This is a genomic window from Bradyrhizobium sp. MI1.4, assembly GCF_055811315.1.
This window is the reverse complement of sequence record NZ_JBVVPP010000013.1, coordinates 1-25867: the sequence shown is the minus strand read 5'-3', so window position 1 is coordinate 25867 and position 25867 is coordinate 1. Positions and strand designations below refer to the sequence as shown.

Here is a 25867-nt window from a genome sequence, read left to right as displayed (position 1 = left end):
CGCATCCCCCTCAGGCTTTTTTCTTTGACGCGTTTTCTTCACGCGAACCGCTCGGCACTTCGCTTGAAAACGCTATGGGACCGGGGGCCGCGACCAGCCGGTCGGCAGCATCGAAAACGAACACGTCGTTGGGATCGAGCACGGCATCGAGGGTCTGGCCGGGCTCGAATTCGTGCACGCCGTGCAGCACCGCCACCCAGTTCGATCCGTCGCGGGTCAGATGCACGAAACTCTCCGAACCGGTGATCTCGGTCACCGTTACCGTGGCATGGAAGGCGTGGCGGTCAGTCTCGCCATTGGCAAGTGCGAGCTGATGGGCGCGAAATCCGACGCGATAGGCGCCGTCCGCGAGCGAGGAATAGAGACCGGACGCCGGCGCGGCAATGCCGCCCGCATATTGCACGGAACCGTTCTTCTTCTCGATGCCGACGAGATTCAGCGGCGGATCGGAGAACACCTGCGCGACCCGCAAGGTCTGCGGATGACGGTAGACCTTTGGAGTCTCGCCGATCTGGAGCGCCTCTCCCTGCCACATGCACACCGTGTTGCCGCCGAGCAGCAGCGCCTCGGTCGGCTCGGTGGTGGCATAGACGAAGATCGCGCCGGAGGCCTCGAAGATGCGCGGCAGCTCGGTGCGCAGTTCCTCGCGCAGCTTGTAGTCGAGATTGGCGAGCGGCTCGTCGAGCAGCACGAGGTCGGCGCCCTTCACCAGCGCGCGCGCCATCGCAGTTCGCTGCTGCTGGCCGCCGGAAAGCTGGAGCGGCGTGCGCTTCAGGAACGGCTCGAGCCGGAGCAGCCGGGCGGCTTCCGCAACGCGCGCCTCGATTTCGGCGCGCGGCTTGCCCTGCACGCGCAAAGGCGAAGCGATGTTCTCGTAGACCGACAGCGAGGGGTAGTTGATGAACTGCTGATAGACCATGGCGACCGAGCGCTGGCGCACGTCGACCCCGGTGACGTCCTTGCCGTTGACCAGCAGCTTGCCCGATGTCGGTTTGTCCAGGCCAGCGAGCAGCCGCATGATCGAGGTCTTGCCCGACAGCGTCGGCCCGAGCAGCACGTTGAGCGTGCCGCTCTCGAGCGTCAGCGAGACGTCGCGGATGTGTGGGACCCCGTCGACAGTCCGGGTCACGTGATCGAGTGTCACCGTCATGAGCGTCCTCCGGCTTCCAGCAGGGGACTTTGCTGCACGGCGTGGGTCCTGATCCAGTCGTCCAGCGCCGCGATCTCGTCGGCACTTAGTCGCAGGCCGAGCTTGGAACGGCGCCAGACGATATCTTCGGCAGTAACGGCCCATTCGTTGGCGATGAGATAGCGGACTTCGCGCTCGGTCAGCGTCGCACCGAAGGCCTGGCCGAGATCGACCGCCGATTTCGCATCCCCAAGCAGCTTGATCGCCCTCGTGCCATAGGCGCGCGCCAGGCGCCGCGCATGCTCGTGGCTGAGGAAAGGATAGCCGCGCTGAAGCTCGGCGATCAGGCCGTCGACATCGGACACGCCCATGTCGCCGCCGGGCAGCGGCCATTTGCCGGTCCAGCCTTCGCGTGCTTTCGCACTGCGAAGATAGGGCGCGAGCCGCTCCAGCGCCTCCTCGGCGAGACGGCGATAGGTCGTGATCTTGCCGCCATAGATCGACAGCAGCGGCACGCCGCCGGGCGTGTCGAGCTCGAACACATAGTCGCGCGTCGCGGCCTTGGCTTCGCTGGCCCCGTCGTCATAGAGCGGACGTACGCCGGAGTAGGTCCAAACCACGTCATCGGGCGTGACAGGCTTGGCCAGATATTCGCTCGCCGCCGTGCAGAGATACTGGATCTCTTCGGCCGTCGCCTTCACCTTGGCGGGATCGCCGTCATAGTCACGGTCGGTGGTGCCGATCAGCGTAAAATCGTCCTGATAGGGAATGACGAAGATGATGCGGCCATCTGCATTCTGGAACATGTAGGCGCGGTCGTGGTCGTAGAGTTTTTTCACGACGATGTGCGAGCCCTGCACCAGGCGCACCTTGGCTTTCGCGTTGACGCCGGCGCCGCGGCCGAGCACATCCTCGACCCAGGGCCCGCCGGCATTGACAACCGCACGGGCCTGGATCGACGAGCGCGCGCCTGTCAGCGTGTCGATCATGCTGACGGTCCAGATGCCGTCTGACTGTTTGATATCCGTCGCGCGAGTGCGGGTGCGGATCTCGGCGCCCTTGTCAGCGGCATCGCGTGCGTTGAGCACGACGAGACGGGCGTCGTCGACGAAGCAGTCGGAATATTCGAACGCGCGGCCGTAGCGGTTCGGGATCAGCGGGCGGCCGACCTCGTCGCGTCGGAGGTCAACCGAGCGCGTCGCCGGCAACAGATGACGGCCACCGATGTGGTCATAGAGAAAGAGGCCGAGGCGCAGCAGCCAGGCTGGCCGCAGGCCCGCATGGTGCGGCAAAACGAAACGCAGGGGGCGAATGATGTGCGGCGCGATGCCCCAGAGAATCTCGCGCTCGATCAGCGCCTCGCGAACCAGCCGGAACTCGTAATATTCGAGATAGCGCAGGCCGCCATGCACCAGCTTGGTCGACCAGGACGACGTCCCGCTCGCCAGATCGTTCATTTCGCACAGGAAAACCGTGTTGCCGCGGCCCACCGCGTCGCGCGCGATGCCGCAGCCGTTAACACCGCCTCCAATAATGGCGAGGTCGAAAATACGATCCAACAGACGCATCCCCCGGCGACCGCCCGTTCAATCGAGCGGTTACTTTCGCTTTTGATTAGATCACACCAGAAAACGAAAGCAAGACGAAAGAGGAGAGAAACGAAGTGAAAGCGGAACTTTTAAGTGGGCAAACGGGGGGCGAAATAGGCAGTTCAGGGGATTTGAGCGGCATTATTGCTCTTGAAAAGTCGTTGATGACCCTTATTAGTAAGAATAGTCATATTGGTCGTTATTTGCATGACAGAACACACTGCACCAGATTCACCCGCGACGGACTCGTGGACGCTTGCCAACGCCAAGGCCCGGCTCTCCGAGGTGATCGATCGTGCCCAAGCCGGCCCGCAAATCATCACCCGACACGGCAAGCCCAACGCGGTGATCGTTTCCGTCGAGGAATGGGCGCGCAAGACGGCGCGCAAAGGTACCTTGGCCGAATTCCTGCTGGCTTCGCCGCTGCGCAGCGCCGACCTCAAGCTTGAACGCGTGCACGACGCGCCGCACGACGAGCTGCCGTGAATCTACTGCTCGACACCAACGTGTTGTCGGAGGTCCAGAGGCCCGCCCCTTCGCCGAAAGTCTTGTCATGGCTTGATACGATCGACGAGGATCGTGCGTTCATCAGCGCGGCATCGATCGCCGAGCTTCGTCGCGGCATCGCGTTGCTGGAGGACGGCCGTCGCCGTGCAGCACTGGCCGCCTGGCTTGCCCGCGATCTGCCGGAGCGTTTTGCCGGGCGCACACTGCCGATCGACCACGCGGTCGCGGAACGCTGGGGTGACCTGATGGCTCAGAGTCGCAGAAGCGGCCTCGCATTGTCTGTCATGGACGGCTTCTTTGCCGCGACCGCGCTGGCAAACAACCTCATGCTCGTCACGCGCAATGTGAAGGATTTTGCGGTATTCGGCGTGCCGCTGCTGAACCCGTGGGACAACCCATAGTCCTACCTCAGCCGCACCACCGGCGCGGCCTCGGGCGCTTCTTGTGCCTCGGCCTGAGCCTCATCGACGTCCGCCCCCTTCGGCATCGCGGCCATCACCTCGATGCCCTTGCCGTGGCAGATGGTGGCGAGGCGCTCTGGCAATTCCTGGTCGGTGACGAAGGTCTGGATCTGGCTGATATGCGCGATGCGGACCGGCGCGCTGCGCCGGAGCTTGGTGGAATCAGCGACCAGCATGACGCTGCGGGCGTTGGCGATGATGGCCTGCGCCACCTGCACCTCGCGATAGTCGAAGTCGAGCAGCGCGCCCTCCTCGTCGATCGCTGACGCTCCGATGATGGCATAGTCGACCTTGAACTGGCCGATCAGCTGCGTCGCGGTCGAGCCGACCACCGCGCCGTCGGCGCGCCGCACCGTGCCGCCGGCGACCACCACCTCGATGCGGGGATGACGATAGAGCAGCATGGCGACGTTCAGATTGTTGGTGATAACGAGGAGGTCCTCGTGCGACGTCAGCGCGCTCGCGACCTCCTCGGTCGTGGTGCCGATGTTGATGAAGAGCGAGCAGCCGTTCGGGATCAGCGAGGCGGCCGCGGCTCCAATCGCCTTCTTCTCGTCGGCGGCGACGAAGCGCCGCGCCTCGTAGGCGAGGTTTTCGACGCCGGATGCGATGATGGCGCCGCCATGAATGCGGGTCAGCGAGCGCCGCTCACAGAGGTCGTTGAGATCCTTGCGGATGGTCTGCGCCGAGACCTCGAACCGGCGCGCCAGCTCCTCGACCATGACGCGGCCCGAGGCTCGCGCGATGTTGAGGATTTCGGCTTGGCGATGGGTCAGTCCGGTCACGGCGATGGCCTCAAATCAGGAAGCTGCATGGTGCGGCGGTTCGCGCGCTCGGTCAATGCGCGCGCCGATCACGGTTAACGGACCAAGGTCCTCACCATGCCATCGCGGCGGCGAGACGCGCCAGCAGCTCCGGATCGTCGAAGGCGCTGGCGGAGGCGATGGCCCCGGCGGCGACGAGATCAGCATGGCTGAGGCTGGTCCGGATACCGATGGTCGGAATGCCGGCCGCTGCGGCCGATTGCACGCCGGTGCGGGAGTCCTCGAACGCGATCGAGGCCATGGCGCTGGCGCCGGCAAAGCGCAACCCTTCCTGATAAGGCAGCGGATGCGGCTTGCCGTGCAACAGCTCGGCACCGATCACGAGCGCCTTGAAGCGGTGCGTGATGCCGAGGCCGGACAGCAGCAGCTCCGCATTGAGCCGCGGGGCATTGGTCACGGCAACCATGGGAATACCGGCCGCATCCGCCCTGTCGAGCAGCGCCATCAGGCCCGGCAGCGGCTCGATCTGCCCGGCAACAAGCGTGCGGAAGACTTCCTCCTTCTCATCGAGGATCAAGGCACGCCGTTCGGGCGCCTCGTCGGGCAGAAAACGCTCGCCGATCGATACATTCGCGAAGCCTTGCAGCTCTCTGGAGAAGCGCGCGTGATCGAAGACGTGGCCGCGAGGGCCGAGCACCAGATTGAACGCCTTCAAGTGCAGCGGATCGGTGTTGGCGAGCGTACCGTCGATGTCGAACAGCAACGCCCTGCCGATAGCCTCGATCATGTCCGTACTTTCCCGAATATATGACGCATCAATACGAAAGCCGTATCAATACAGCGTCAATCGCGCAATGACGCACGTGCATGACCAATACGCGACCCTCGACAAAGTCGCGTGCGACTGCAACACTCCATGCAAGACCAAAAAGGAGGAAACGATGACGATCAACCGACGCGATCTGGCTCTCTCGACTCTTGCCGTCCCAGCTCTTGCCGTCTCCACTCTTGCAGTTTCAGCGCTCACGACACCGGTGCTGGCGGCCTCGGCCGACGAGGAAGCCGTGGCGAAGAAGGTCGAGGCGTTCCGTCTTGCCCAGATCGCGGCCGATCCCAAGGCGCTCGGCGCACTCTGCGCCGAAGAGGTGAGCTACAGCCATTCCAGCGGCAAGGTCGAGGACAAGGCGACCTTCATCGCCAACGCCACCGACGGCAAATCCAAATTCCTGTCGATCGAGTACAAGGATCCGACCATCAAGGTCGTCGGCCCCGCTGCGATCGTGCGTTTCCACTGGGTGGCGGAACAGGAGATGGCGGCTGATGGGAAAAAAGTGCCGACCAACCTTCACATCCTGATGAACTGGCAGAAGCAGGGCGACGACTGGAAGCTGCTCTCACGGGCGGCGACGAAGTTATGAACAACGGCCCTTCCCCTCTCCCCTTGCGGGAGAGGGTGGCTTCGCGAAGCAAGGTCGGGTGAGGGGTTTCTCTCCGACAACGAATCCTCTCGCAGTGGAATTTGCGCAGACGACCCCTCATCCGGCGCTACGCGCCACCTTCTCCAACAAGGCGAGAAGGGAAGACAGAGTTCGCGGCAAAAGATTCCCACCTCTCGGGCCACACGCGGCCCGGAATGACCCGCGGGAGGACTAAGCCGCTTCCTTCACATCACCGTTAACCAGCTTGCGCGCGGCGCGCTCGGCTTCGCGGGCGTTGCGGAAGAGATGGCCTTCGAGACGGTTGAAGCGGTTGGATGAGGCGAAAAAGCAGTAGCCTCCCTGGGAACGAACGACGATACCTGCGGTCTGCGAATCGACTTCGATGATGTAGCTGTCCGACATGGTCCGTGGATTCCTCAGTGCGGGCAAATAACGGCAGTTCTGCCCAAAGGTTCCTGGGCATTTTGACGCCGTTTCCACCCCGGATCGACACGCGACGGAGTACGCCGGGACCTCATCCGTTTTATGACTGGTTCTTGGCAAAGCCGCGGCGCCGTGACTCAGTCGCGCCGCGTTTGGCGTTGCCGCACGCATCAGACAGATGAGGCGCAACGCCGCGCGCGATTACGTCGCGATCGCGGTGTCGGTCGGGCGAACCGGCTGCGGGCGGCCGTGCTCGTCGATCGAGACGTAGGTGAAATTGCCGTCGGTGACGAGGAACGGTTGCTGCTCGCCGCGGCGCAGCGCCCATGCTTCCAGATGCACGGTGATGGAGGTGCGCCCGACGCGAACGAGGTGGGCGTGGACCGAAACGAGATCGCCGACATAGACGGCCTTGCGGAAATTCATCGCCTCGATGGCGACAGTCACGGTGCGCGACTTCGCGACCTTTGACGCAAACACGCCGCCGCCTACATCCATCTGGCTGAGCAGCCAACCGCCGAAGATGTCGCCGTTTGCGTTGGTGTCGGCCGGCATCGCCAGCGTGCGAATGCAGAGATCGCCGCCCGGCCCGGCATCGGCTTGCCCGTTCATGCCGCTCCCGCTTGAAGATTGCTCACTTGAATCTTGCTCACCTGAAACTGCTCACTTGAAAGTATCCCAGCCCGGATCCGGCGCAAAGCGCTCGCCGAATCTTCCGGCCAGCGCGCGCAAGGTGGATACGACATGATCGACGCCACGCGTGCGCGCATAATTCAACGGGCCGCCACGGAACGGTGCATAACCGGTGCCGAAGATCATGGCGCCGTCGACCATGTCGGCATCATCCACGATACCCTCGCGAAGCGCCGCGACGCAGACGTTGGACATCGGCAGCACCAGGCGGTCGATCATCTGGTCGGTGACGCGCGGACCGGTCTCGGGCAACGGCGCCTTCTCGGCCTTGCCGTCACGCCAGACGTAAAAGCCCTTGCCGGTCTTGCGGCCGAGTTCGCCCTTGGCGACCTTCTCGCGGAGCCAGGCCGGCGTCGGCGGCAGCAGATCGCCGAACTTGGTGCGCAGCATGTCGCCGACATCGAGACAAATGTCGAGCCCGACCTGGTCGGCCAGTTCGATCGGCCCCATCGGCATGCCGAACTGCTCCGCGGCGGCGTCGATCAGGCGCTGGTCGATCTTCTCGTCCAGCATCACCATCGCTTCCAGCATGTAAGGCGTCAGCGCGCGGTTGACGAGGAAGCCCGGCGAGCTCTTCACCGGCAACGGCAGCCGATCGATCGCGCCGACGAAGGCGAGTGCCTCCTTCAGCACCTGCGTATCGTTACCGTCATGACTGACGACTTCGACCAGCTGCAACCGCGACACCGGGTTGAAGAAGTGAAGGCCGACCAGCCGCTCCGGCCGCGCTAGCGTGGTGCGCAAATCCTGCAGCGGAATGCTGGACGTGTTGGTCGCGAGAATCGCGCCCGGCTTCATCCGCGGCTCGAGGCCGGCATAGACCTTCTGCTTCAGCTCGAGCTTCTCCGGGACCGCCTCGATGATGAGATCGGCGTTGCGGACGCCCTCCCCGTCCATGTCGGGGATCAGGCGATCGAGCGCGTCGCGCACCTCGGTCGGCTTGCGGATGATCTTGCCGTAGAGCTCGGCAGCGCGCTTGACTGCGCCCGCGATCGGCTCCGCCTTCATGTCGGCGAGCGAGACGCGCAGCCCCTGCCCCGCGCACCAGGCCGCGATGTCGCCGCCCATGGCGCCGGCGCCGATGACGTGGACATGCCTGATCGTGTTGCCGGAGCCTGCCGCTTTCTTCATCTGCTCGCGTAGGAAGAACACGCGGATCAAGTTCTGCGCGGTCGGCGTCACCATCAGCTTGGCGAACGAGGCCTGCTCTGCCCCGAGCATCGCGGCCTTGCTGCCGCCATGGGTCTCCCAGAGATCGATCAAGGCATAGGGCGCCGGATAATGCTCGCGGGACGCGGCCTTCGCCGCCTCCGATCGCATCCGTTTGGCCAGCAGCCCGCGCACCGGGCCGAAATTCGCCGCACGCGTCAGAAAACCCGGCCGCGCCCTCTTGAGGCGGCCGAACAGCGCATCCTTGACGGCATTGCGAACGTGGCGCTCCTGCGTCACGGTATCGACGAGGCCGAGCGATCTGGCGCGGCGGGCATCGATGGTGCGGCCGGTCAGCATCAGGGCCATCGATTGTGTCGGATTGACCAGCGCAGTGAAACGCGCGGTGCCGCCGAGACCGGGATGTAGCCCCAGCATCACCTCAGGGAAGCCGAAGCGCGCGCCGTCGATCGCGATGCGCGATTGGCAGGCGAGCGCGACTTCGAGCCCGCCGCCGAGGCAGAAGCCGTCGATCACCGCGACCGTCGGCAACCTCAAGGCTTCAAGATGATCGACCACCGCATGGGCGGCGCGGATCCGCGTCTCCACCATCCCGGCATCACTGGCGCCGCGAAATTCGTTGACGTCGGCGCCCGCGATGAAGCCGGACGGCTTTGCGGAGCGGATCACGAGGCCGGCAGGGCGCTCGGTCTCGATCGCCGCCAGCACGGCATCGAACTCCTCCATCACGTCCGAGGATAGCGTATTGGCGCTGGCGTCAGCGCGATCGAACAGCAGCCAGGCAACGCCGTCGGCATCGCGCGCCAGCTTGAAATGCTTGTAGGGACTATGGGCAGCGGGCTTCGGCCCGAGCTCCAGCACGCGATCGCCGAGCGCGGTCATGATCCTGGAATCCATGGTCATACCGCCTCGATCAGCATGGCGCCGCCGAGCCCGCCGCCAATGCATTCGGTGGCAACGCCGCGCCGCGTGCCGAGCCGCTTCATGGTGTTGACGAGATGCAGCACGATGCGATTGCCGGACGTGCCGACGGGATGCCCGAGCGAGATAGCGCCGCCATCGACGTTGAGTTTGTCGCGGTCGACCTCGCCGGCAGCGCCGTCCAGTCCCAAAATCTCGCGGCAGAACTTGTCGTCATTCCAGGCGGCGAGGCAACCGAGCACTTGGGTGGCGAACGCCTCGTTGAGCTCCCAGGTCTCGACGTCCTGGATGGTGAGATCATTGCGCTTCAGTAACGGCGTCGCCGACATCACAGGACCGAGACCCATGATGCTTGGATCGAGTGCGGCCCAGTTGCTGTCGACGATGACGGCCTTCGGCGTCAGCTTGTGCCTGGCGACTGCTTCGTCGGACGCCAGGATCACCCAGGACGCGCCATCGGTGATCTGCGAGGAATTGCCGGCGGTGACCTGGCCCCAGGGACGCTCGAACACGGGCCGGAGTTTTGCGAGCCTCTCGGCCGTCGAGTCCGGACGCACGCCATCATCATGGTCGAAGAATTTTCCGTCGCGGGAGAACGCGGTTTCGACTTCGCCCTTGAGAAAACCTTCCGCCTGCGCATGCGCGAGCCGGCGATGGCTCTCGGCGGCATAGGCATCGGACTGCGCACGGGTGATGCCGAAGAGATGGCCGACGACTTCGGCCGTCTGGCCCATGTTGAGATCGGTAATAGGATCGGTCAGCCCGCGCTCCAAGCCGATGATCGGTTTGAGATAGCGCGGCCGCAGCTTGAAGGCCGCGGCAAGCTTCGCGGCGACGCCCTTGGCGGTGGCGAGGCCGGCGAACCAGCGCACGCCGGAATTGGGCCAGACCAGCGGCGCGTGGCTCAAGGCCTCGGTGCCGCCGGCCAGGATCATGTCGGCATGGCCCTCGCGGATGTAGCGGTACGCGGTGTCGATCGACTGCATGCCGGATCCGCAATTGATCTGAACGGTGAAGGCGACCATGTCCTCGCCCATGCCGAGCCGGAGCGCGGCGACGCGAGCCGGGTTCATTTCGTCCGCGATCACGTTGACGCAGCCGAGGATGACCTGGTCGAAGGTATCAGGCGAAAACGGCTGACGCGCCAGCAGTGGCCGGCCGCATTGCACGGCGAGATCGACCGGCGTGAACGGCCCCGGCCCCGAACGCGCCTTCAAAAACGGCGTCCGACTGCCGTCGACGATGAAAACCGGTCGTGCCATCAGCTCGCCGCCCTCTGTTCACCGAGTTCCTGGAAGAACTGATGCACGTCGCCGGTTTTCTTGTAAATCGGCGACAGCGCCTCCGGCGCAAAATCGTCGACCTCGATCACCTTTGTAACGGCTTCGCGGGCCGCGGCCAGCTGCTCGCCCTCCGCCTGCGTGATCACACCCTTGGCCACCGCATCCTTCCAGTCGCTCAGATGAGCCGCGCGCATGCGCCTGGCGATGGCGTCCGCACCTGCGATCAGGTTGAACGCGCGCTCCAGCCGGGCGAAGCCGCCATCGTCGTCGACATAAGCGAGATCGGGCGTGAGGCGGTCGCGCGCGGCCGACGGCTCCAGCACGAGGCTCGCGCATTGATGCACGACCCGGTCGGAGGGACCCAGCACGCGGGCGCCGAAGGGCTGGACCACGAATTTGAGGATGCCTGCGACGAAGCGGTTCGGCAGATTGGCGAGAATCTCGGCAAGCCGGTTCTCGATGGTCCGAAAGCCCGTCGCCATGCACCATTCGAGCGCGGCAAAATCCTCCTTCTGCCGGCCCTCGTCCTGCCAGCGCTTCAGCGCGGCAGAGAGCAGATACAGCTCGGACAGGATGTCGCCGAAGCGCGCCGACAGCATCTCTTTGCGCTTGAGCGCGCCGCCGAGCGTCAACAGCGCCATATCGGCGCAGAGGGCAAAAGCCGCCGAGTAGCGCGAGAGCTGACGATAGAATGGTCTGGCGTCACCCGCATCGGGTGCAAGCGCGAAGACACCAAAGCTCCAGCTCCGGCCGAACGCGCGCAAGAGTGTCTCGAAGCTGTGGCCGACATGTTTCCAGAACACCTTGTCGAAGGCGGTGAGCCCGCGCTCGCGATCGGCATCGGCAAGCGCATTCATCTCGTCGAGCAGATAAGGATGGGCGCGGATGGCGCCCTGTCCGAACACGATGAGATTGCGGGTGAGGATATTGGCGCCCTCGACGGTGATGCCGACCGGAACGGCGCGGTGGAGATTGCCGAGATAGTTTTGCGGACCGTCGATCACGGCCTTGCCGCCATGGATGTCCATAGCGTCGTCGACCGCGGTGCGCATCCGCTCGGTCGCGTGCAGCTTCATGATGCCCGAGATGACGGCGGGATGGATCCCGGCATTCAGTGCCGCGCAGGTCAGCCGTCGCGCCGCGTCGAGCTGATAGGCAGTGGCGACAATGCGGGCGAGCGGCTCCTCGACGCCCTCGAATTTGGAGATGGAGATGCCGAACTGCTCGCGGATGCGGGCATAGGCGCCGGTGGTGCGGGCGGCATAGGCGGCGCCGGCGGCGGAGAGCGACGGCAACGAGATGCCGCGGCCGGCGGCGAGCGCCGTCATCAGCATCTTCCAGCCCTGCCCCAGCCGCGCCTGGCCGCCGATGACGTAGTCGAGCGGAATGAAAACGTCGCGGCCCCAGTTCGGACCGTTCTGGAAGACCTGCATCGAGGGCAAATGGCGTTTGCCGATTTCGACGCCGGGAAGATTGGTCGGGATCAGCGCCACGCTGATGCCGAGCTCTTCCTGGTCGCCGACGAGATGATCGGGATCATAGGCCTTGAAGGCGAGGCCAAGCAGCGTCGCGACGGGGCCGAGCGTGATGTAGCGCTTGTGCCAGTTGAGCTTCAGGCCCAGCACCTCCTGGCCCTCGAAGGTGTCTTTGCAGATGATGCCGGTGTCGACCATCGAGGCGGCATCAGAGCCGGCCTCGGGGCTGGTGAGGCCGAAGCAGGGAATGTCGCGGCCATCGGCAAGACGCGGCAGCCAGCGCTGCTGCTGCTCCTTCGTGCCGAAGTGCATCAGGAGCTCGCCGGGGCCCAACGAGTTCGGCACCATCACCGTCACCGCGGCGGCGATCGAGCGGGTCGATATCTTGCGCACCACTTCCGAATGCGCATAGGGCGAGAAGCCGAGGCCGCCGAACTCCTTCGGAATGATCATGCCGAAGAATTTTTCGCGCTTGACGAAGTGCCAGACATCGGGCGGCAGGTCGCGCCATTCCCAAAAGATCTTCCACTCGTCGAGCATGGCGCAAAGCTCGTCGACGGGGCCGTTGAGGAAGGCCCGCTCCTCTTCGGTCAACGTTGCCTGCGGGACCTTCAGCAGCTTCGACCAATCGGGGTTGCCGGTGAAGAGATCGGCGTCCCACCAGACGTCGCCGGCCTCCAGCGCCTCGCGCTCGGTGTCCGACATCGCCGGCAGCACGCCGCGCGCCCAGGAGAAAATCGGCTTGGTCAGGGTGTCGCGGCGGAAGCTCATGGCGGACCTCATGCATCGGCGCGGTGATCGGGCATTTTAGCGGAAAGTGGCCGGCGGCGGTGAAGACTTCGCCTGCGGAAAGACGCGAATTGACGCGGCCGGGCAGCCGCCCAGGGGCCATAACGGCCGAGGCGTGGTGGCAGTTCCGGGAGGGGATGGCTTCGCGGTCGGCCGGTCTAATCCGGCCGCACCATCTCGAACATGTTTTCCGGCTTGATTTCGAAATAATCCCCGCTGCGGCCGGCGCGTACGATCGGGCGGGCGGCGGCGGTCTGGTAGACGCCGTCCTTGATCATGGCCTTGTCGATGTGGACGGCAACGACCTCGCCGAGCGTCAGCCAGGCATTGGCTTCCTTGCCGTCGGCGCCCTTGAGGCGGACGATATCGGACACCTTGCATTCGAAGGCGACGGGACTCTCGCCGACGCGCGGCACGTTGACGAGCCTGCCGGGCACGGCGGTGAGGCCCGCAACTTTGAACTCGTCGACCTCAGGGCCAACATGCGCCGCAGTCGCGTTCATGTGCCTGGCCAGGTCCATGGTGGCGAGGTTCCAGACGAACTCGCCGGTCTGCTGGATGTTTTCGACCGTGTCCTTCCAGTTGGTGGAGGAGAAGCCGATGATCGGGGGGACGTAGCAGAAAGCGTTGAAGAAGCTGTAGGGCGCGAGGTTGACGTGGCCGTTGGTGTCGCGCGACGAAATCCAGCCGATCGGCCGCGGCGCGACGATGGCGTTGAAGGGATCGTGCTTGAGGCCGTGGCCCTTGGCGGGCTCGTAGAAGTGCAGGTCTTTGTCGGTCACGCGCTGTTTCCTTCTCGTCATTGCGAGCGCAGCGAAGCAATCCAGAATCCCTCCGCAGAGACAGTCTGGATTGCTTCGCAAAGCTCGCAATGACGGAGTTTGTTGATCCGTCCTTGCCCGCCATCAGCCGTCATTCCGTGGCGGTCGGCCTGCTTATAGGAGGAAATCCGCCGCCGCGTCAGTGGCGCGGGGACAATCCCGCGATGACGAAATCGATCATCTGGTCGATGGTCGGGCCCGGCTTGGTAGCGCACTGGGCGATCATCTGGGGGTGGAAAAAGCGCATCATCGCGGTGCAGGCGCACAGCGCAGCCAGTTGCAGGTCCGGCGCCTCGAACTCGCCGGAAGCCACGCCTTGCGCGATCATCTGGCCGATGACTCCGGCAATGCACTCCATGTGGTTGACGCAGACGTCCCAGTCCTCCTGCATCGCGATCTCGACCATCTCGTGCAGCTTATTGTCGCCGACATAGCGCTCGGTGTTCATGCGATTGATGGTGGTGAGCAGCTCACGGAATCGCGGCAGTACCGGACCGGGCCTGGCCACGATCCGCTGCGCTTCCAGCTCGACCTCGCCCATTAGCGAACGGGCCACCGCCTGATGAATCGCCTTCTTCGATTCGAAGAAGCGATAGACGTTGGCGGGGCTCATCTTGAGCTCCTTGGCAATGTCGCCGACCGTGGTCTTGAGATAGCCGATCTGGCGGAACAGCCGCTCGGCCACCTCGAGAATGCGTTCCCGGGTGTCGCCTTCGATATGTTCCGAAACCAGTGTCATCTGTCAGGACTCGTGAATCAGCAGTTCATCTTCACTTATTCAGCCGCCTCAGCAAGCGGAATTGCGTTCTGGTCATCGCTCCCATGCTGCGGCGCGGCAGGCTGCTCGGGCGTGCCCGCCTCATCCAGGCTCTTGCGGAACCAGAGGGCGTAGAGGCCCGGCAGGTACAGCAGCGTCAGGAAGGTCGCGACGAACAAGCCACCCATGATGGTGATCGCCATCGGCCCCCAGAACGCCGAGCGCGACAGCGGGATCATGGCGAGGATGGCGGCAAGCGCCGTCAGCACCACCGGACGGGCGCGGCGGACGGTGGCCTCCACGATCGCCTCGCGGCGGGTCAGGCCGTGCGAGACGTCGGTCTCGATCTGATCCACCAGGATCACGGCGTTACGCATGATCATGCCGGCGAGCGCGATCAGGCCGAGCAGCGCCACGAAGCCGAACGGGGCGTTGGCGATGTTGAGCCCGAACGAGGCGCCGACAATGCCGAGCGGCGCAGTCAGAAACACCAGGATCAGGCGCGAGAAGCTCTGCAGCTGGAACATCAGCAGCGTCAGCATCACCATGACCATCAGCGGGAAGAGAATGAAGATCGAGGCGTTGCCCTTGGCGGATTCCTCGAACGCGCCGCCCGCCTCGATGCGGTAGGCCGGCTCCAGGTTGTCCTTGATCGCCTTCAGCTTCGGCGCGATCTGGCCGGTGACGTCGGGCGCCTGCACGCCGTCGACGACGTCGGAGCGCACGGTGATCGCCATGTCGCGGTTACGCCGCCACATGATCGGTTCCTCGTGCGCATACTCGATCTTGGCGATCTGCTGCAGCGGCACGGCCACGCCGTTGCGCGAGGTGATGGTGAGATCGCCGACGGCGCCGAGGTCGAGCCGCTCGGACGAGACGGCGCGCGCGACCACGCCGACCTTTTCGATGCCGTCGCGCACGGTCGTCACCTGCGAGCCCGAGATCAGCATCGACAGCGCCTGCGACACGTCCTGCGGGGTCAGGCCCATGGCGCGTGCGCGATCCTGGTCGACGACAAGCTTGAGGTAAGGCGACTGCTCGTTCCAGTCGAGCTGGACGTCCTTGACGCTCTTGTTCTGCCGCATGACGTCGCGGACCTGGTAGGCGATCTCGCGCACCTTGTTGGCGTCGGGTCCGATGACGCGAAACTGCACGGGAAAACCAACCGGGGGACCGAAATTGAAGCGGTCGACGCGCACGCGGGCCTCGTTGAGCGCGCCGTCGGCAACGGCGTGTTCAAGCTTGGCCTTGATGCGCTCGCGCGCCTCGACGCCCTTTGCGACGATGACGATTTCGGCAAAAGCCTCGTTCGGAAGCTGCGGATTGAGGCCGAGCCAGAAGCGCGGCGAGCCCTGTCCGACATAGGCCGTGTAGGTCTCGATGTCCTTGTCGTCCTTGAGCATGGTCTCGGCCTTCTTCACCGCCTTTTCGGTGACGTTGAAGGCGGTGCCCTCGGGCAGGCGAAGCTGGAGGAACAGCTCGGGACGCTCGGACAGCGGGAAGAACTGCTGCTGGACGTGGCCGAAGCCGACGATCGAGGCGATGAAGACGCCGACGGTCGCGACCACCACGGTGATGCGGTGGTTGACGCACCACTGCACGATGGCGCGCAGGCCCCGATACATGCGGGTCTCGTAGACCGCGTGCGGATCGTGATTGTGGTGCACCTTGATGTTGGGCAGCAGCATGACGCCGATATAGGGCGTGAAGATCACCGCCACGAACCAGGACGCGACCAGCGCGATCGCCACGATCCAGAAGATGCTGCCGGCATATTCGCCGACCGCGGAATTGGCAAAGCCGATGGGGAGGAAGCCAGCGGCCGTGACCAGCGTTCCCGTGAGCATCGGAAACGCAGTGGATTCCCAGGCAAAGGACGCCGCACGCATGCGGTCCCAGCCCTGCTCCATCTTCACCACCATCATCTCGACGGCAATGATGGCGTCATCCACCAGCAGGCCGAGCGCGATGATCAGCGCACCGAGCGTGATGCGGTGCAGGTCGAGCGACATCGTGTTCATGACGACGAAGACGATGCCGAGCACCAGGGGCACCGACAATGCGACCACGATGCCGGTGCGCCAGCCAAGCGCCAGGAACGACACGAACAGCACGATGACGAGGGCTTCCATGAAAGAGTGTACGAACTCGCCGACCGCGTGCTCGACCACCTTGGGCTGGTCGGCGATCAGTTTGACGTCGACGCCCTGCGGCACCGCCTTCATGAATTCAGCCGTCGCCTTCTCGACCTCCTTGCCGAGATCGAGGATGTTGGCGCCCTTGGCGGTGACGACGCCGATGCCGATCGCGGCCTTGCCTTCCTGGCGCACGATGAAGCTCGGCGGGTCGACATAGCCATGGGTGACGGTGGCGATGTCGCCGAGGCGGAACACGCGGCCGTTGCTCTCGACCGGGGTTTCGGCGACGGCCTTGGCGCCGTCGAGCGCACCGGTGACGCGCAGCGGCACGCGCTGCGACGAGGTCTCGACCGTGCCGGCCGGCGTCACGTTGTTCTGCTTGGCGAGCGAATCGAACAGCGCCTGCGGCGTGATGCCGAGCGTGGCGAGCTTGGCATGGCTGAACTCGACGAAGATGCGCTCATCCTGGTTGCCGTAAACGTCGACCTTGGTCACGCCCGGCACCTTCAGAAGGCGCTGACGGAAACCTTCCGAGACCTTCTTGAGCTGGGCGTAGTCGGCGCCGTCGCCCGTCATCATGTAGAGGATGGAATCGACGTCGGAGAACTCGTCGTTGACGACGGGCCCGAGAATCCCTGCGGGCAGCTGGCCCTGCACGTCGACCAGCTTCTTGCGCAGCAGATAAAAGAGATACGGCACGTCCTTCGGCGGCGTAGAATCGCGGAAGGTCACCTGGAGCGCAGTGAATCCGGGCTTGGAATAGGTCTGCACCTTCTCGAAGTAGGGCAGCTCCTGGATCTTCTTCTCGATGGGATCGGCGACCTGCGCCTGCATTTCCTGCGCTGTCGCGCCCGGCCACAGCACGGAGACGTTGACCACCTTCACCGTGAAGAACGGATCCTCGGCGCGACCGAGCTTCTGATAGGAGAAGAATCCGGCGACGCCGAGTATGAGCATCAGGAACAGGATCAGCGTCGGATGGCTGACGGCCCAGGCCGAAAGATTGAAGCGCTTCATCGCACTCTCCAAAGATGATCCGGTTGCAAAAAACCACAGCCACTCTGTTGAACGCGTCGTCGCGAGGCAGCGAAGCAATCCAGGGGGCTGGGCAGGTTCTGGATCGCTTCGCCGCTTCAGCCCCAGCATTTGCGCTTGGGCCGAAACTCACCTCACACGACGTAACTCGTAAAAGAGACTTAAAAGGACAGTGACGACACGACCCGTACCTTCTGGCCGGGATCGAGCTTCTGAACGCCGAGGGCGACGATCTTGGCGCCCTCTTCGACACCACCGGTGATGACGACGTCGTTGCTCTCGTAGGACTTCACCACGACCGGCTTCAGCGTGACCGCGCCGTTGTCGTCGACGACGTAGAAGGACGGCTTGCCGCCTTCGTTGAACAGCGCCGACAGCGGCAGCCGCGCGACGCGTTCGGTGGCGGCGTCCGACAGCGTCAGCGTCGCGGTCATGCCGAGCGAGACCTTGTCGTCGGCCTCGGGCAGCGAAAACTTGGCAAGATAGGTGCGCGTGGCGGGATCCGCGGTGGGCGCGATCTCGCGCAGCTTGGCCGTGTACTTTTTGCCCGGCTCCGACCAAAGAGTGACGCTGGCGGCGCCCGATTTGGCACGTCCGACCAGCGTCTCAGGGATCGCGACGACCGCTTCCTTTTCGGCAAAGCGGGCGACACGGATCGAGGTCTGGCCTGCGGCAACCACCTGGCCAGGCTCGATCAGCGTTGCGGTGACGACGCCACGGGCGTCGGCGTTGAGCGTCGCGTAGGAAAGGGAATTGTTGGTCAGCTCGACCGAGCGCTCGGCCCGGTTCAGGCGGGCGCGGGCCTCGTCGGCAGCGGCGCGGCTCGAATCCAGCTGCGCGTCGGTGGTCCAGCCCTTGGCCTTCAAATCCTTGGCGCGCTGCTCGGCCGCGGCGGCCTGGGCCAGCACGCCGGTCGCAGCGGTCTGTTCGGCGACGGCTTGCTCGGCCTGGAGCTTCAGATCGACCTCATCGAGGACCGCGAGCGGCTGACCGATCTCGACGGTCTGGCCAACTTCGACCAGACGCTTGGCGACCTTGCCCGCGACCCGAAAGCCCAGATCGCTCTCGATCCGCGGCCTGATCGTGCCGACGAAGCTGCGCTCGGGCTTTTCGGCATCGTAGTGGGCGGTGGCGACCAGGACCGGCCGCGGCGGGTCGGCCTTTTCAGCGACGGTGTCATTGCACCCAGCGAGGGCGGCAGCCATCAGCGCCAGCGAAACACCGGCCAAAAGCCTCGAATAGCTGGACAAAACGGATCGGACGAACATCGGAGGACACTCCCTCGGCTGCAATGAGAGGAATGTCGACTAATCACTGATGAAAGTCAATAATCGTCAGTCATCAGGAAAGCGTGATCGTTAAGAGGTGGTAACCTCCCCGCTGCCCTTGGCGGAAAGCCCGGACTGTTGGAAGAGAGCGTCGCGCCGCGGCCCAGAGGGACCGCACGGAATGGGCCTGGCTTTCGCCAGGGCGACATTTCGAGGCTACCGCCCCTGTTCGGCGAACTCGTGCTTGCTGTCGTGGCCACCGATGAAGACCAGGATGCCGGCGATCAGCGGCAGCACCGCGAGCACGAGCAGTCCGGTCGAGGTCTGCCCGGTGGCTTCCTTGACCCAGCCGATCAGATACGGTCCGCCGAACCCGGCGAGATTGCCGATCGAGTTGATCAGAGCGATGGCGCCGGCCGCCGCCGTGCCGGAGAGCCAGGCCGTCGGCAGGGTCCAGAACACGCCGAAGCAGCAGAACACGCCGATCGCGGCAACCGTCAGCACGATCATCGTCAGGGTGGGGTCGGTGAGATAGCTGGAGACGCCGAGAGCGACGGCGGTGAGCAGCAACGGCGCGCCGACATGCATCACGCGCTCGCGCGTGGCATCGGAATGCCGCGCCCACAGGATCATTGCGATGGTGCCGAACAGATACGGAATCGCGGTGACGAAGCCGGTCTGGGCGTTGGTGAGGCCGAACGCCTTGACGATCTGCGGCAGCCAGAACTGCATGCCATAGAGCGCGCCGACGAAGCCGAAATAGACGAGGCTCAGCATGATCACCTTAGGTGAGGTCAGCGCCTCGCCGAGCGACATATGCTTCACCGCCTGCTTGGCCGCGATCTCGGCATCGAGCTTGGTCTTGAGCCAGGCCTTCTGCTCGGCCGAGAGCCAATCCGCCTTCTCTGGCCTGTCGGTGAGATAGAACCAGGTGACGATGCCGAGCAGCACGGAGGGAATGCCCTCAATGATGAACAGCCACTGCCAGCCCTTCAGGCCCATGGCCCCGTCGAGGCCGAGCAGCAGGCCAGAGACCGGCGCGCCGATCACGGTGGAGACCGGAACGGCGATGGCGAAGGCCGCGAGGAAGCGGGCGCGATATTCGGCCGGATACCAATAAGTGAGATAGAGGATGATGCCGGGGAAGAAGCCGGCTTCGGCGACGCCGAGCAGGAAGCGCAGCACGTAGAAGCTCGTGACCCCGCTCGTGAGCGCCATCAGCGCCGAGATGATGCCCCAGGTCACCATGATGCGGGCGATCCAGCGGCTGGCGCCGAACTTCTCCAGCGCCAGATTGCTCGGCACCTCGAAGATGAAATAGCCGATGAAGAAGATGCCGGCGCCCCAGGAGAAGATCAGCGGCGTGAATTTCAGCTCGGCATTCATGGTCAGCGCGGCGAAGCCGAGATTGACGCGGTCGAGATAGGAGAAGAAATAGGCCAGCACCAGGAACGGGATCAGGCGCCAGGAGATGGCGCGGATCGTCGAGGTCTCGATTTCCGACTTGGCTGCGCCGGTCGAACCGGCATAGGTCGTGGTCTGGCTCATGGCTTCCCCCGGGTTGTTGCTTTTATGGGCTGATCCGGGGTTTTGAGCATCGCCGCGAAAGAGTCAATGGAGCAAGCAATGCAAGGGGCGCAGCCGGCCACCACGTTGCGCTACGACAGAGCTCGGTGATCCCCGCCGCGCACAACTACTCTGCCAATTGAAACTTCGCAAAGCGATCGAGCTCCTCCTCGATCTTCCGTTTGAGCTCCTTGCGCCCCGCGGTCTTCTTCCCCTCGCCGACCCAGGTCCATTTCTGCATCAGCAGCTTCTTCGCCTGCCGGTCGGTCTTCAGATCGAGCGCGGCGACGATCTCGTCGCCGACCAGCACGGGCAGCGCGAAATAGCCGAGCTTGCGTTTGGCCTTCGGCACATAGGCCTCGAACAAATGGTTGTAACCGAAAATGAGATTGGTGCGCTTGCGCTGGATGATCAGCGGATCGAACGGCGACAGGATATGGACCAGATCCGGCGGCGCGGACTCGCCCGGCTCGAGCGCAGCCGGCACTGCCCAGTGCTCCTGCTTGCCGGCACCGTCGATGGCGACAGGCACGAGCTCGCCACGGCGGACGCGCGAGCCGATCAGGGCAGCCACCGCCGGCTTGCGCGGCGCGTTGAGATGGCAGACCGAATCGAGGCTCACGACACCTTGCGATCGCAGCGCGCGATCGAGCAGATAGACCGTGATGTCCTTTGCCGACGCCGGCTTCGGCAGCTTGTCCCAGCCGAAATGGCGCGTCATCAGCTCATAAGTCTTGAGCATGCCCTGGCGCTCGCTGACGGTCACGGCACCCATGTAGAAGGCGAGCTGCAATGCCCGCTTCGAGGGTTTTCGGCTTTGCCAGAGATGCTCCTTCTCGGTGAGCACGTCGTCCTCGATGTCGCGGATCGTCAGCGGGCCGGCGCGCACCAGCCGCATCACCTTGCGCATGTCGGCAGGTTTCACCGAGGCGAACCATTTGTGCCCCTCGCGGCGGTGCTCGCACATCGCCGGCAGGAAGAAGCGGAAGTCGCCGGCCGGCACGTAAGACAGCGCATGCGTCCAATATTCAAAGACGCTCTTGTCGACGCTCTGGGCATGGCGCAGGTCGGCGCGCCGGTAGGACGGAATCCGGCTGAACAGGATGTGATGATGGCAGCGCTCGATCACGTTGATGGTGTCGATCTGCACATAGCCGAGATGGGCGACCGCGTCGGAGACGGCTTGCGCGCCGTCACCGAACGGCGCGCGCTCGTCCAGCCGCTGGGCATGAAGCCAGATTTGCCGGGCCTGTGTCGTGGTGAGTGGAATCGGTTTGGGCGCGCGGGACATTGCGGAATGCAGTGTAGCGGGATTCGCATCCAGCCAAGAAGCCGATCCAGGAGCGGACAAGGAAAAACCGCGCCGCCATCTGCTGACAGCGCGGTCGGAAGGCGCTTGCTACTTCATCGACATGGCCTTCTGCGCCTTCATGTAATGCATGCAGGCGCTTTTCATCTTGCCGTTGCTCATGTCGGTGTTGGCCATGGCCATTTCCTTGTTCATGGCCGTCTTGGCCGGCGTATCCGCCGTGCCGCCCATCATGGCGGCGGACTTCATCATATTGTCGCTGGTGCACGCCATCATCGCGGCAGATGCAGGGGAAACGGCGAACGCGACCAAAGCTGCAGCTGTGAGCAAGATTTTCATCGAAAAGTCTCCTCCGTAAAACGAAACCGGCGTCATGTCGGCCTTCGCAATACGTATTCTCCCGCGAAGACGTTTCGTGGAGAAGACAATTTCTTGCTGCGGTGCGAAGACGGCAGGACTCAGCGGCCGGCTTTCGGGGCTTTGGACCGGTCGCCGACGCTGCCTGTTGCGACATCGGGTTCGCACGAGGCCTTGCCGCGCTCCTCCGCCTGGCAGCGATAGACGTTGCCGGTGAGACGATCGACCAGCCACATGTTCTCGTCGGTCGGCGCTTGAAGCCCGACATAGCGGGAGGTCAGCCCCGTGATTAGTGTCGACAGCAAGATCGCCACCGCGATCATCGCCGCCCCGATATAGATGGGCATGGAGCTCAGGGACACGGTCCGATCCGGCGGGCCATTGCGATAAAACTGGTAATCACTTGGCCTCGGCACTGGGTGGAACTCAGCTCCCTTCGTTTGCGCTTGTTGGAGGCTGTGCCCTGCTAGGCGTCCATCTGGCCGAAAAATTGTTCACAGACAGGCCAACACGCGACGGCTTTGCGACAATCGGTGAGCATGGGTTTCCTTGAGTGAACCGGCCCCCGCCGCCCGAGCGGCACCTCGGCGCGGCGGTCCTCAGTGATGCGGATCACGACAGGACTGCGACGGCTCGAACCATCGCCGGAGAGGTGTGCGACCACTTCTCTTCCCGCGCTGGCGCCCCTCCTCGGAGCGGACCGCGGGTCGGCTCTCTATGAACCGAAACCGCTTGAAATACGCTGCCGTGGTCCAGGACGGCCCCGTTTCCACCGTGACCAAGATCACACCAGGGCTTTTGAACCTGCCCTATGCTCGCAGCATCAAATAGCCATCAGGCGTCACAACGAGGATACGACAATGACCCGTTTCAATAACTCTTTTGCACTGAAGGCGGTGACCCTCTCGGCAATTCTGTCGATGACAGCCGGCTTGGCTATGGCCGGCGACGGCAATGTCTCTACCAACCAGATCCTGGATGCACTGAAGCCGAAGCCCGTGACCCGGGGTCTGTCCGCAGGTCCGCAGGTTGATCCGGCGGTCCAGGCCAAGGAATCGACGTTCCTGAACACCGTGCGCAACCGCTCGACGCGGTCGCTGTCGACGGGCGAGCGCGAGCAGATTGCCGAGCTCGCCGCGACCAAGCCGAAGATCGATCTGGAGATCCAGTTCGACTACAACTCGGCCGACATCGCCAAGACGTCGGTGCCGTCGGTACAGGCGCTCGGCAAGGCGCTGTCCGATCCCTCGTTGAAGGGCTCGACCTTCGTGGTCGCCGGCCACACCGATGCGGTCGGCACCGAGGCCTACAATCAGGGGCTCTCCGAGCGGCGGGCCGACACCATCAAGAAATACCTGGTGCTGAACTACGGTCTCACCGGCACCGATCTCGTCACCGTCGGCTACGGCAAGACCAAGCTGAAGGACGCCGCCAACGGCGCCGACCCGATCAACCGCCGCGTCCAGGTCGTGAACATGGACACCAAGACCGCGTCGAAGTGATTCCGAAATTGTCGCCCATCAAGACGCCGCCTGCCGTTCTCCCGGCGGGCGGCGATTTCATATCCAGCTTTGGAAGAGCATCAGCCGATTGAAGGTCTGCATCGATGTGCCGACGAAGGCCGCCGAGATCGGCAGCATGGCGGCAAAGCCGATCGCGACGACCCCGACATAGGCCCACAACAGCCAGCCCGGTAGACCGTCCCGCCGCAGCACGTAGACCAGCGCGAGCGACGCCACGGTCGCAGCCGGCAGATAGTAATAGATGAAGGCGAGCGTACGCGGCAGCAACGCCCAGGCGAGCCAGGACCCGAAATAGAAGACCGCGATCAGGAACGCATCCCGGCGACGCGCGACGACGAAATCGCGCAGCACGACGGCGAGCGCGAGCAGCGTCGGCCACAGCACCAGGGGGTTACCGAGAAAGACGATCGCGGAGACATTGTCGTCCACGGTCTTGTCGAACAGGAACCACACCGGGCGCGCGAGCAGCGGCCATGACGGCCAGGCGCTCATATAAGTGTGGCCGGCGATGGCAGTGGTGGTGTTGTCCGCGAAGATCCGGCGCTGCGCCTCGACCAGATCCGGCAGCGACACGCCGTAGAGTGGGACGAAGGCCGCAAGATATGTCATCGCGGGCAGGACAGTGAAGCAGAGCACGACGTGATGTAATCTGAAGTCGGGCCAGAGATCAGGCCGGTACCAATCCCCCGGCTTCGCGTCGGCAAACAGGGTGTGCCAGCCCTGCATCAGGCGGATCACCGCGACGATGACGATGCAGATTCCGAGCGGAAACAGGCCGCTCCATTTGCAGGCGGCCGCACAGCCGAACAGGCTGCCGGCAGCCGCGAATAATGCATGGGGACGATCCTTTCGAAAGCCATGCATGAAGGCGGCAATCGCGAGCAGGCCGAAGCCGAGTGCAAAAATGTCGAGCATCGCGACGCGCGCCTGCACGTACAGCATCTGGTTGCAGGCGGCGATCAGCGCGGCGGCGATCGCAGGCCCTTGCGCGGCGAACAGCGCGAGGCCGCACAGATAGATCGCGACGATCGCGAGCGCGCCGAACAATGTCGCGGGATAGCGCCAGCCCAGCGCGCTGTCGCCAAAGGCCGCGATCGATAGCGCGATCAGCTCTTTCGCCAAAGGTGGATGCATCGGATTGAGCATCGATTGCGACACCGCTGGTGCCAGCATCTGCCGCGCCGCCGGCACGTAGTGCACTTCGTCGAAGACGAACTTCTCCGGCGTCGTCAGGCCAATCAGCAGGGCAAGATGCGCGACCAGGAAAATCGCGACAGCAATCACTGCGCTCCGCGACACCTTCGGAACCGCAGGCAAGTCAAGTCGCGTTTGTGGGGATGTCTTGCGTGGCAATTTTGCGTCACCGCGGAGAATAATAGAGATCGCGGTTTTCATTGAACGCATTCTGCCGCAACTGTCACTAAGCATAACGCAGGTCTCGCGCTGCTTGTGATAATTCCGCCACATCGCAAGCGCGCGTGATCCGGTACGATCAGGGACACATCGATCGGTTGCGAAATGAATTTGCGTTTCTGGCTTTTCTCCACGCTGTTGTCGACCCTCTTGTGCGCGGCCCCTTGCGCCCAAGCCCAGACGCGCGTCGGTGAAGCCGTCTTGATCCAGAATGAAGTCGTTCGCGTGGCCTCGACCACGACGCCGATCAGCGTCGGCGACAGCATGCTGCGGGACGAGACCGTGCGCACCGGCGCCGGCAGCGCGGCTCGCTTCGTGATGGCCGACAGCACCAATCTGTCGCTCGGTCCGAGCGCCACGCTCAAGCTCGACCGCACCGTCTTCAACGACGAGCACAGCTATCGCGACGTCGCGATCCGCATGACGACCGGCGCATTCCGTTTCGTCACGGGACATTCCGAGAAGACCGCCTACAAGATCACGACCCCGCTCGCGACCATCGGCGTGCGCGGTACCACTCTCGATATCCTGTCCCAGCGCGGCCGCTCGGTCGTCGTGCTGCAGGACGGTGCCGCCAGCGTCTGCACGACGAGCCAGCAATGCGTGCAACTCACCCAGCCCGGCGACACCGCAATCATCACCTCGACCGGCGGCAAGATCTCCATCAGTAAGACCAATACGCCGCCCTGGACCTTTGCCGCGACCTGCGCCGCGAGCGCGGGACTGTGCGCGGTCAGCCAATATGCGGAGGCCTCGCCGACCGTCACGCCCGCCATCCATGACGACGGCATGCTGTGCGGACGCTGAAGATGGCGAATCTCACCAGCCTCAGGCGCTTCATCCTGGCGAGCGTGCTGACCGCCGTGGCTGCGTTTGCGTTTGTCGCGTTCCATGCCCGTCCGGCGGCAGCCGCCGCGATTTGCGAGTCCGAGTGCGGAGGGTCGACGCCCACCCCGGCGCCGAGCTATTCCCCCTCGCCCACGCCGACCTACCCCCCCACGCCCAACCCCCCCCCCCCCCCCGCCACGCAGCCCCGC

23 protein-coding genes and 1 pseudogene are annotated in these 25867 nt (G+C 64.2%); 6 read left to right on the top strand and 18 right to left on the bottom strand.

Annotation, left to right across the window (positions count from 1 at the left end; all coding sequences use genetic code 11):
- Positions 1-10 precede the first annotated feature (10 nt).
- A complete protein-coding gene (locus AC0L23_RS17095) occupies positions 11-1150 on the bottom strand; it encodes an ABC transporter ATP-binding protein (RefSeq protein WP_018454982.1) in 1140 nt (379 codons plus the stop codon).
- Positions 1147-2697, bottom strand: a complete 1551-nt coding sequence (gene glpD / locus AC0L23_RS17090) for a glycerol-3-phosphate dehydrogenase (RefSeq protein ID WP_085361305.1) — start codon at positions 2695-2697, stop codon at positions 1147-1149. The genes AC0L23_RS17095 and glpD overlap by 4 nt, the downstream gene beginning before the upstream one ends.
- Positions 2698-2925: 228 nt before the next feature.
- Here glpD and AC0L23_RS17085 point away from each other — a divergent pair, with 228 nt between their 5' ends.
- Both AC0L23_RS17085 and AC0L23_RS17080 read left to right on the top strand, forming a co-directional pair.
- A complete protein-coding gene (locus tag AC0L23_RS17085) occupies positions 2926-3204 on the top strand; it encodes a type II toxin-antitoxin system Phd/YefM family antitoxin (protein ID WP_085361304.1) in 279 nt (92 codons plus the stop codon).
- Entirely contained in the window at positions 3201-3626 is a 426-nt protein-coding gene (locus AC0L23_RS17080; RefSeq protein WP_018454985.1) for a type II toxin-antitoxin system VapC family toxin, read from the top strand. Before AC0L23_RS17085 ends, AC0L23_RS17080 begins: the two co-directional genes overlap by 4 nt.
- 2 nt (positions 3627-3628) lie before the next feature.
- On the opposite strand, the gene AC0L23_RS17075 is transcribed toward AC0L23_RS17080, so the two are convergent.
- The gene (locus AC0L23_RS17075; protein ID WP_018454986.1) at positions 3629-4471 is read right to left on the bottom strand and encodes a DeoR/GlpR family DNA-binding transcription regulator; all 843 of its coding nucleotides are present in this window, start codon (positions 4469-4471) and stop codon (positions 3629-3631) included.
- Between the two features lie 91 nt (positions 4472-4562).
- Complete coding sequence (locus AC0L23_RS17070; RefSeq protein WP_018454987.1) at positions 4563-5237, bottom strand: HAD family hydrolase; 675 nt, start codon at positions 5235-5237, stop codon at positions 4563-4565.
- Positions 5238-5391: 154 nt separating this feature from the next.
- Here AC0L23_RS17070 and AC0L23_RS17065 point away from each other — a divergent pair, with 154 nt between their 5' ends.
- The gene (locus AC0L23_RS17065) at positions 5392-5868 is read left to right on the top strand and encodes a nuclear transport factor 2 family protein (RefSeq protein ID WP_026232853.1); all 477 of its coding nucleotides are present in this window, start codon (positions 5392-5394) and stop codon (positions 5866-5868) included.
- Positions 5869-6099: 231 nt separating this feature from the next.
- Here AC0L23_RS17065 and AC0L23_RS17060 read toward each other — a convergent pair whose 3' ends face one another.
- The 13 genes from AC0L23_RS17060 to AC0L23_RS17000 all read right to left on the bottom strand — a co-directional run bounded on the left by AC0L23_RS17060 (position 6100) and on the right by AC0L23_RS17000 (position 22241).
- A complete protein-coding gene (locus AC0L23_RS17060; RefSeq protein ID WP_085361303.1) occupies positions 6100-6291 on the bottom strand; it encodes a hypothetical protein in 192 nt (63 codons plus the stop codon).
- Positions 6292-6513: 222 nt separating this feature from the next.
- Positions 6514-6924 carry an acyl-CoA thioesterase gene (locus tag AC0L23_RS17055; protein WP_085361302.1) on the bottom strand — a complete coding sequence of 137 codons (411 nt, stop codon included), beginning with the start codon at positions 6922-6924 and terminating at the stop codon, positions 6514-6516.
- Positions 6925-6975: 51 nt separating this feature from the next.
- Positions 6976-9072 (bottom strand): 3-hydroxyacyl-CoA dehydrogenase NAD-binding domain-containing protein, encoded by a 2097-nt coding sequence (locus AC0L23_RS17050; protein WP_085384915.1) that lies wholly within the window; start codon positions 9070-9072, stop codon positions 6976-6978.
- Positions 9073-9074: 2 nt separating this feature from the next.
- On the bottom strand, positions 9075-10358 hold the full coding sequence (locus tag AC0L23_RS17045; RefSeq protein ID WP_018454992.1) for an acetyl-CoA C-acetyltransferase: 1284 nt from the start codon (positions 10356-10358) through the stop codon (positions 9075-9077).
- Positions 10358-12625, bottom strand: a complete 2268-nt coding sequence (locus tag AC0L23_RS17040) for an acyl-CoA dehydrogenase (RefSeq protein ID WP_085384916.1) — start codon at positions 12623-12625, stop codon at positions 10358-10360. The genes AC0L23_RS17045 and AC0L23_RS17040 overlap by 1 nt, the downstream gene beginning before the upstream one ends.
- A 176-nt stretch (positions 12626-12801) precedes the next feature.
- Positions 12802-13425, bottom strand: coding sequence for a flavin reductase family protein (locus tag AC0L23_RS17035; RefSeq protein ID WP_026232855.1), 624 nt, complete (start codon positions 13423-13425; stop codon positions 12802-12804).
- A gap of 178 nt (positions 13426-13603) precedes the next feature.
- Entirely contained in the window at positions 13604-14203 is a 600-nt protein-coding gene (locus tag AC0L23_RS17030) for a TetR/AcrR family transcriptional regulator (RefSeq protein ID WP_085361299.1), read from the bottom strand.
- Between the two features lie 35 nt (positions 14204-14238).
- Positions 14239-17376 carry an efflux RND transporter permease subunit gene (locus tag AC0L23_RS17025; protein ID WP_085352669.1) on the bottom strand — a complete coding sequence of 1046 codons (3138 nt, stop codon included), beginning with the start codon at positions 17374-17376 and terminating at the stop codon, positions 14239-14241.
- 179 nt (positions 17377-17555) lie between these two features.
- A complete protein-coding gene (locus AC0L23_RS17020) occupies positions 17556-18662 on the bottom strand; it encodes an efflux RND transporter periplasmic adaptor subunit (protein ID WP_085361298.1) in 1107 nt (368 codons plus the stop codon).
- A 216-nt stretch (positions 18663-18878) separates the two neighbouring features.
- A complete protein-coding gene (locus tag AC0L23_RS17015) occupies positions 18879-20210 on the bottom strand; it encodes an MFS transporter (RefSeq protein WP_018454998.1) in 1332 nt (443 codons plus the stop codon).
- A gap of 145 nt (positions 20211-20355) precedes the next feature.
- A complete protein-coding gene (locus AC0L23_RS17010) occupies positions 20356-21519 on the bottom strand; it encodes a winged helix-turn-helix domain-containing protein (protein ID WP_085352671.1) in 1164 nt (387 codons plus the stop codon).
- 108 nt (positions 21520-21627) lie between these two features.
- Positions 21628-21876: a hypothetical protein gene (locus AC0L23_RS17005; RefSeq protein ID WP_007595197.1), complete on the bottom strand. Its 249-nt coding sequence runs from the start codon at positions 21874-21876 to the stop codon at positions 21628-21630.
- Positions 21877-21995: 119 nt separating this feature from the next.
- The gene (locus AC0L23_RS17000; RefSeq protein WP_018455000.1) at positions 21996-22241 is read right to left on the bottom strand and encodes a hypothetical protein; all 246 of its coding nucleotides are present in this window, start codon (positions 22239-22241) and stop codon (positions 21996-21998) included.
- Between the two features lie 513 nt (positions 22242-22754).
- Here AC0L23_RS17000 and AC0L23_RS16995 point away from each other — a divergent pair.
- Complete coding sequence (locus AC0L23_RS16995) at positions 22755-23396, top strand: OmpA family protein (protein WP_018455001.1); 642 nt, start codon at positions 22755-22757, stop codon at positions 23394-23396.
- Positions 23397-23453: 57 nt separating this feature from the next.
- Here AC0L23_RS16995 and AC0L23_RS16990 read toward each other — a convergent pair whose 3' ends face one another.
- Positions 23454-24884 carry a phospholipid carrier-dependent glycosyltransferase gene (locus tag AC0L23_RS16990; protein WP_085352672.1) on the bottom strand — a complete coding sequence of 477 codons (1431 nt, stop codon included), beginning with the start codon at positions 24882-24884 and terminating at the stop codon, positions 23454-23456.
- 51 nt (positions 24885-24935) lie between these two features.
- On the opposite strand from AC0L23_RS16990, the gene AC0L23_RS16985 reads away from it, so the two are divergent.
- Both AC0L23_RS16985 and AC0L23_RS16980 read left to right on the top strand, forming a co-directional pair.
- Entirely contained in the window at positions 24936-25637 is a 702-nt protein-coding gene (locus AC0L23_RS16985; RefSeq protein ID WP_018455003.1) for a FecR family protein, read from the top strand.
- Positions 25638-25639: 2 nt separating this feature from the next.
- Positions 25640-25867: pseudogene (locus tag AC0L23_RS16980) on the top strand (hypothetical protein); the annotation flags it as partial.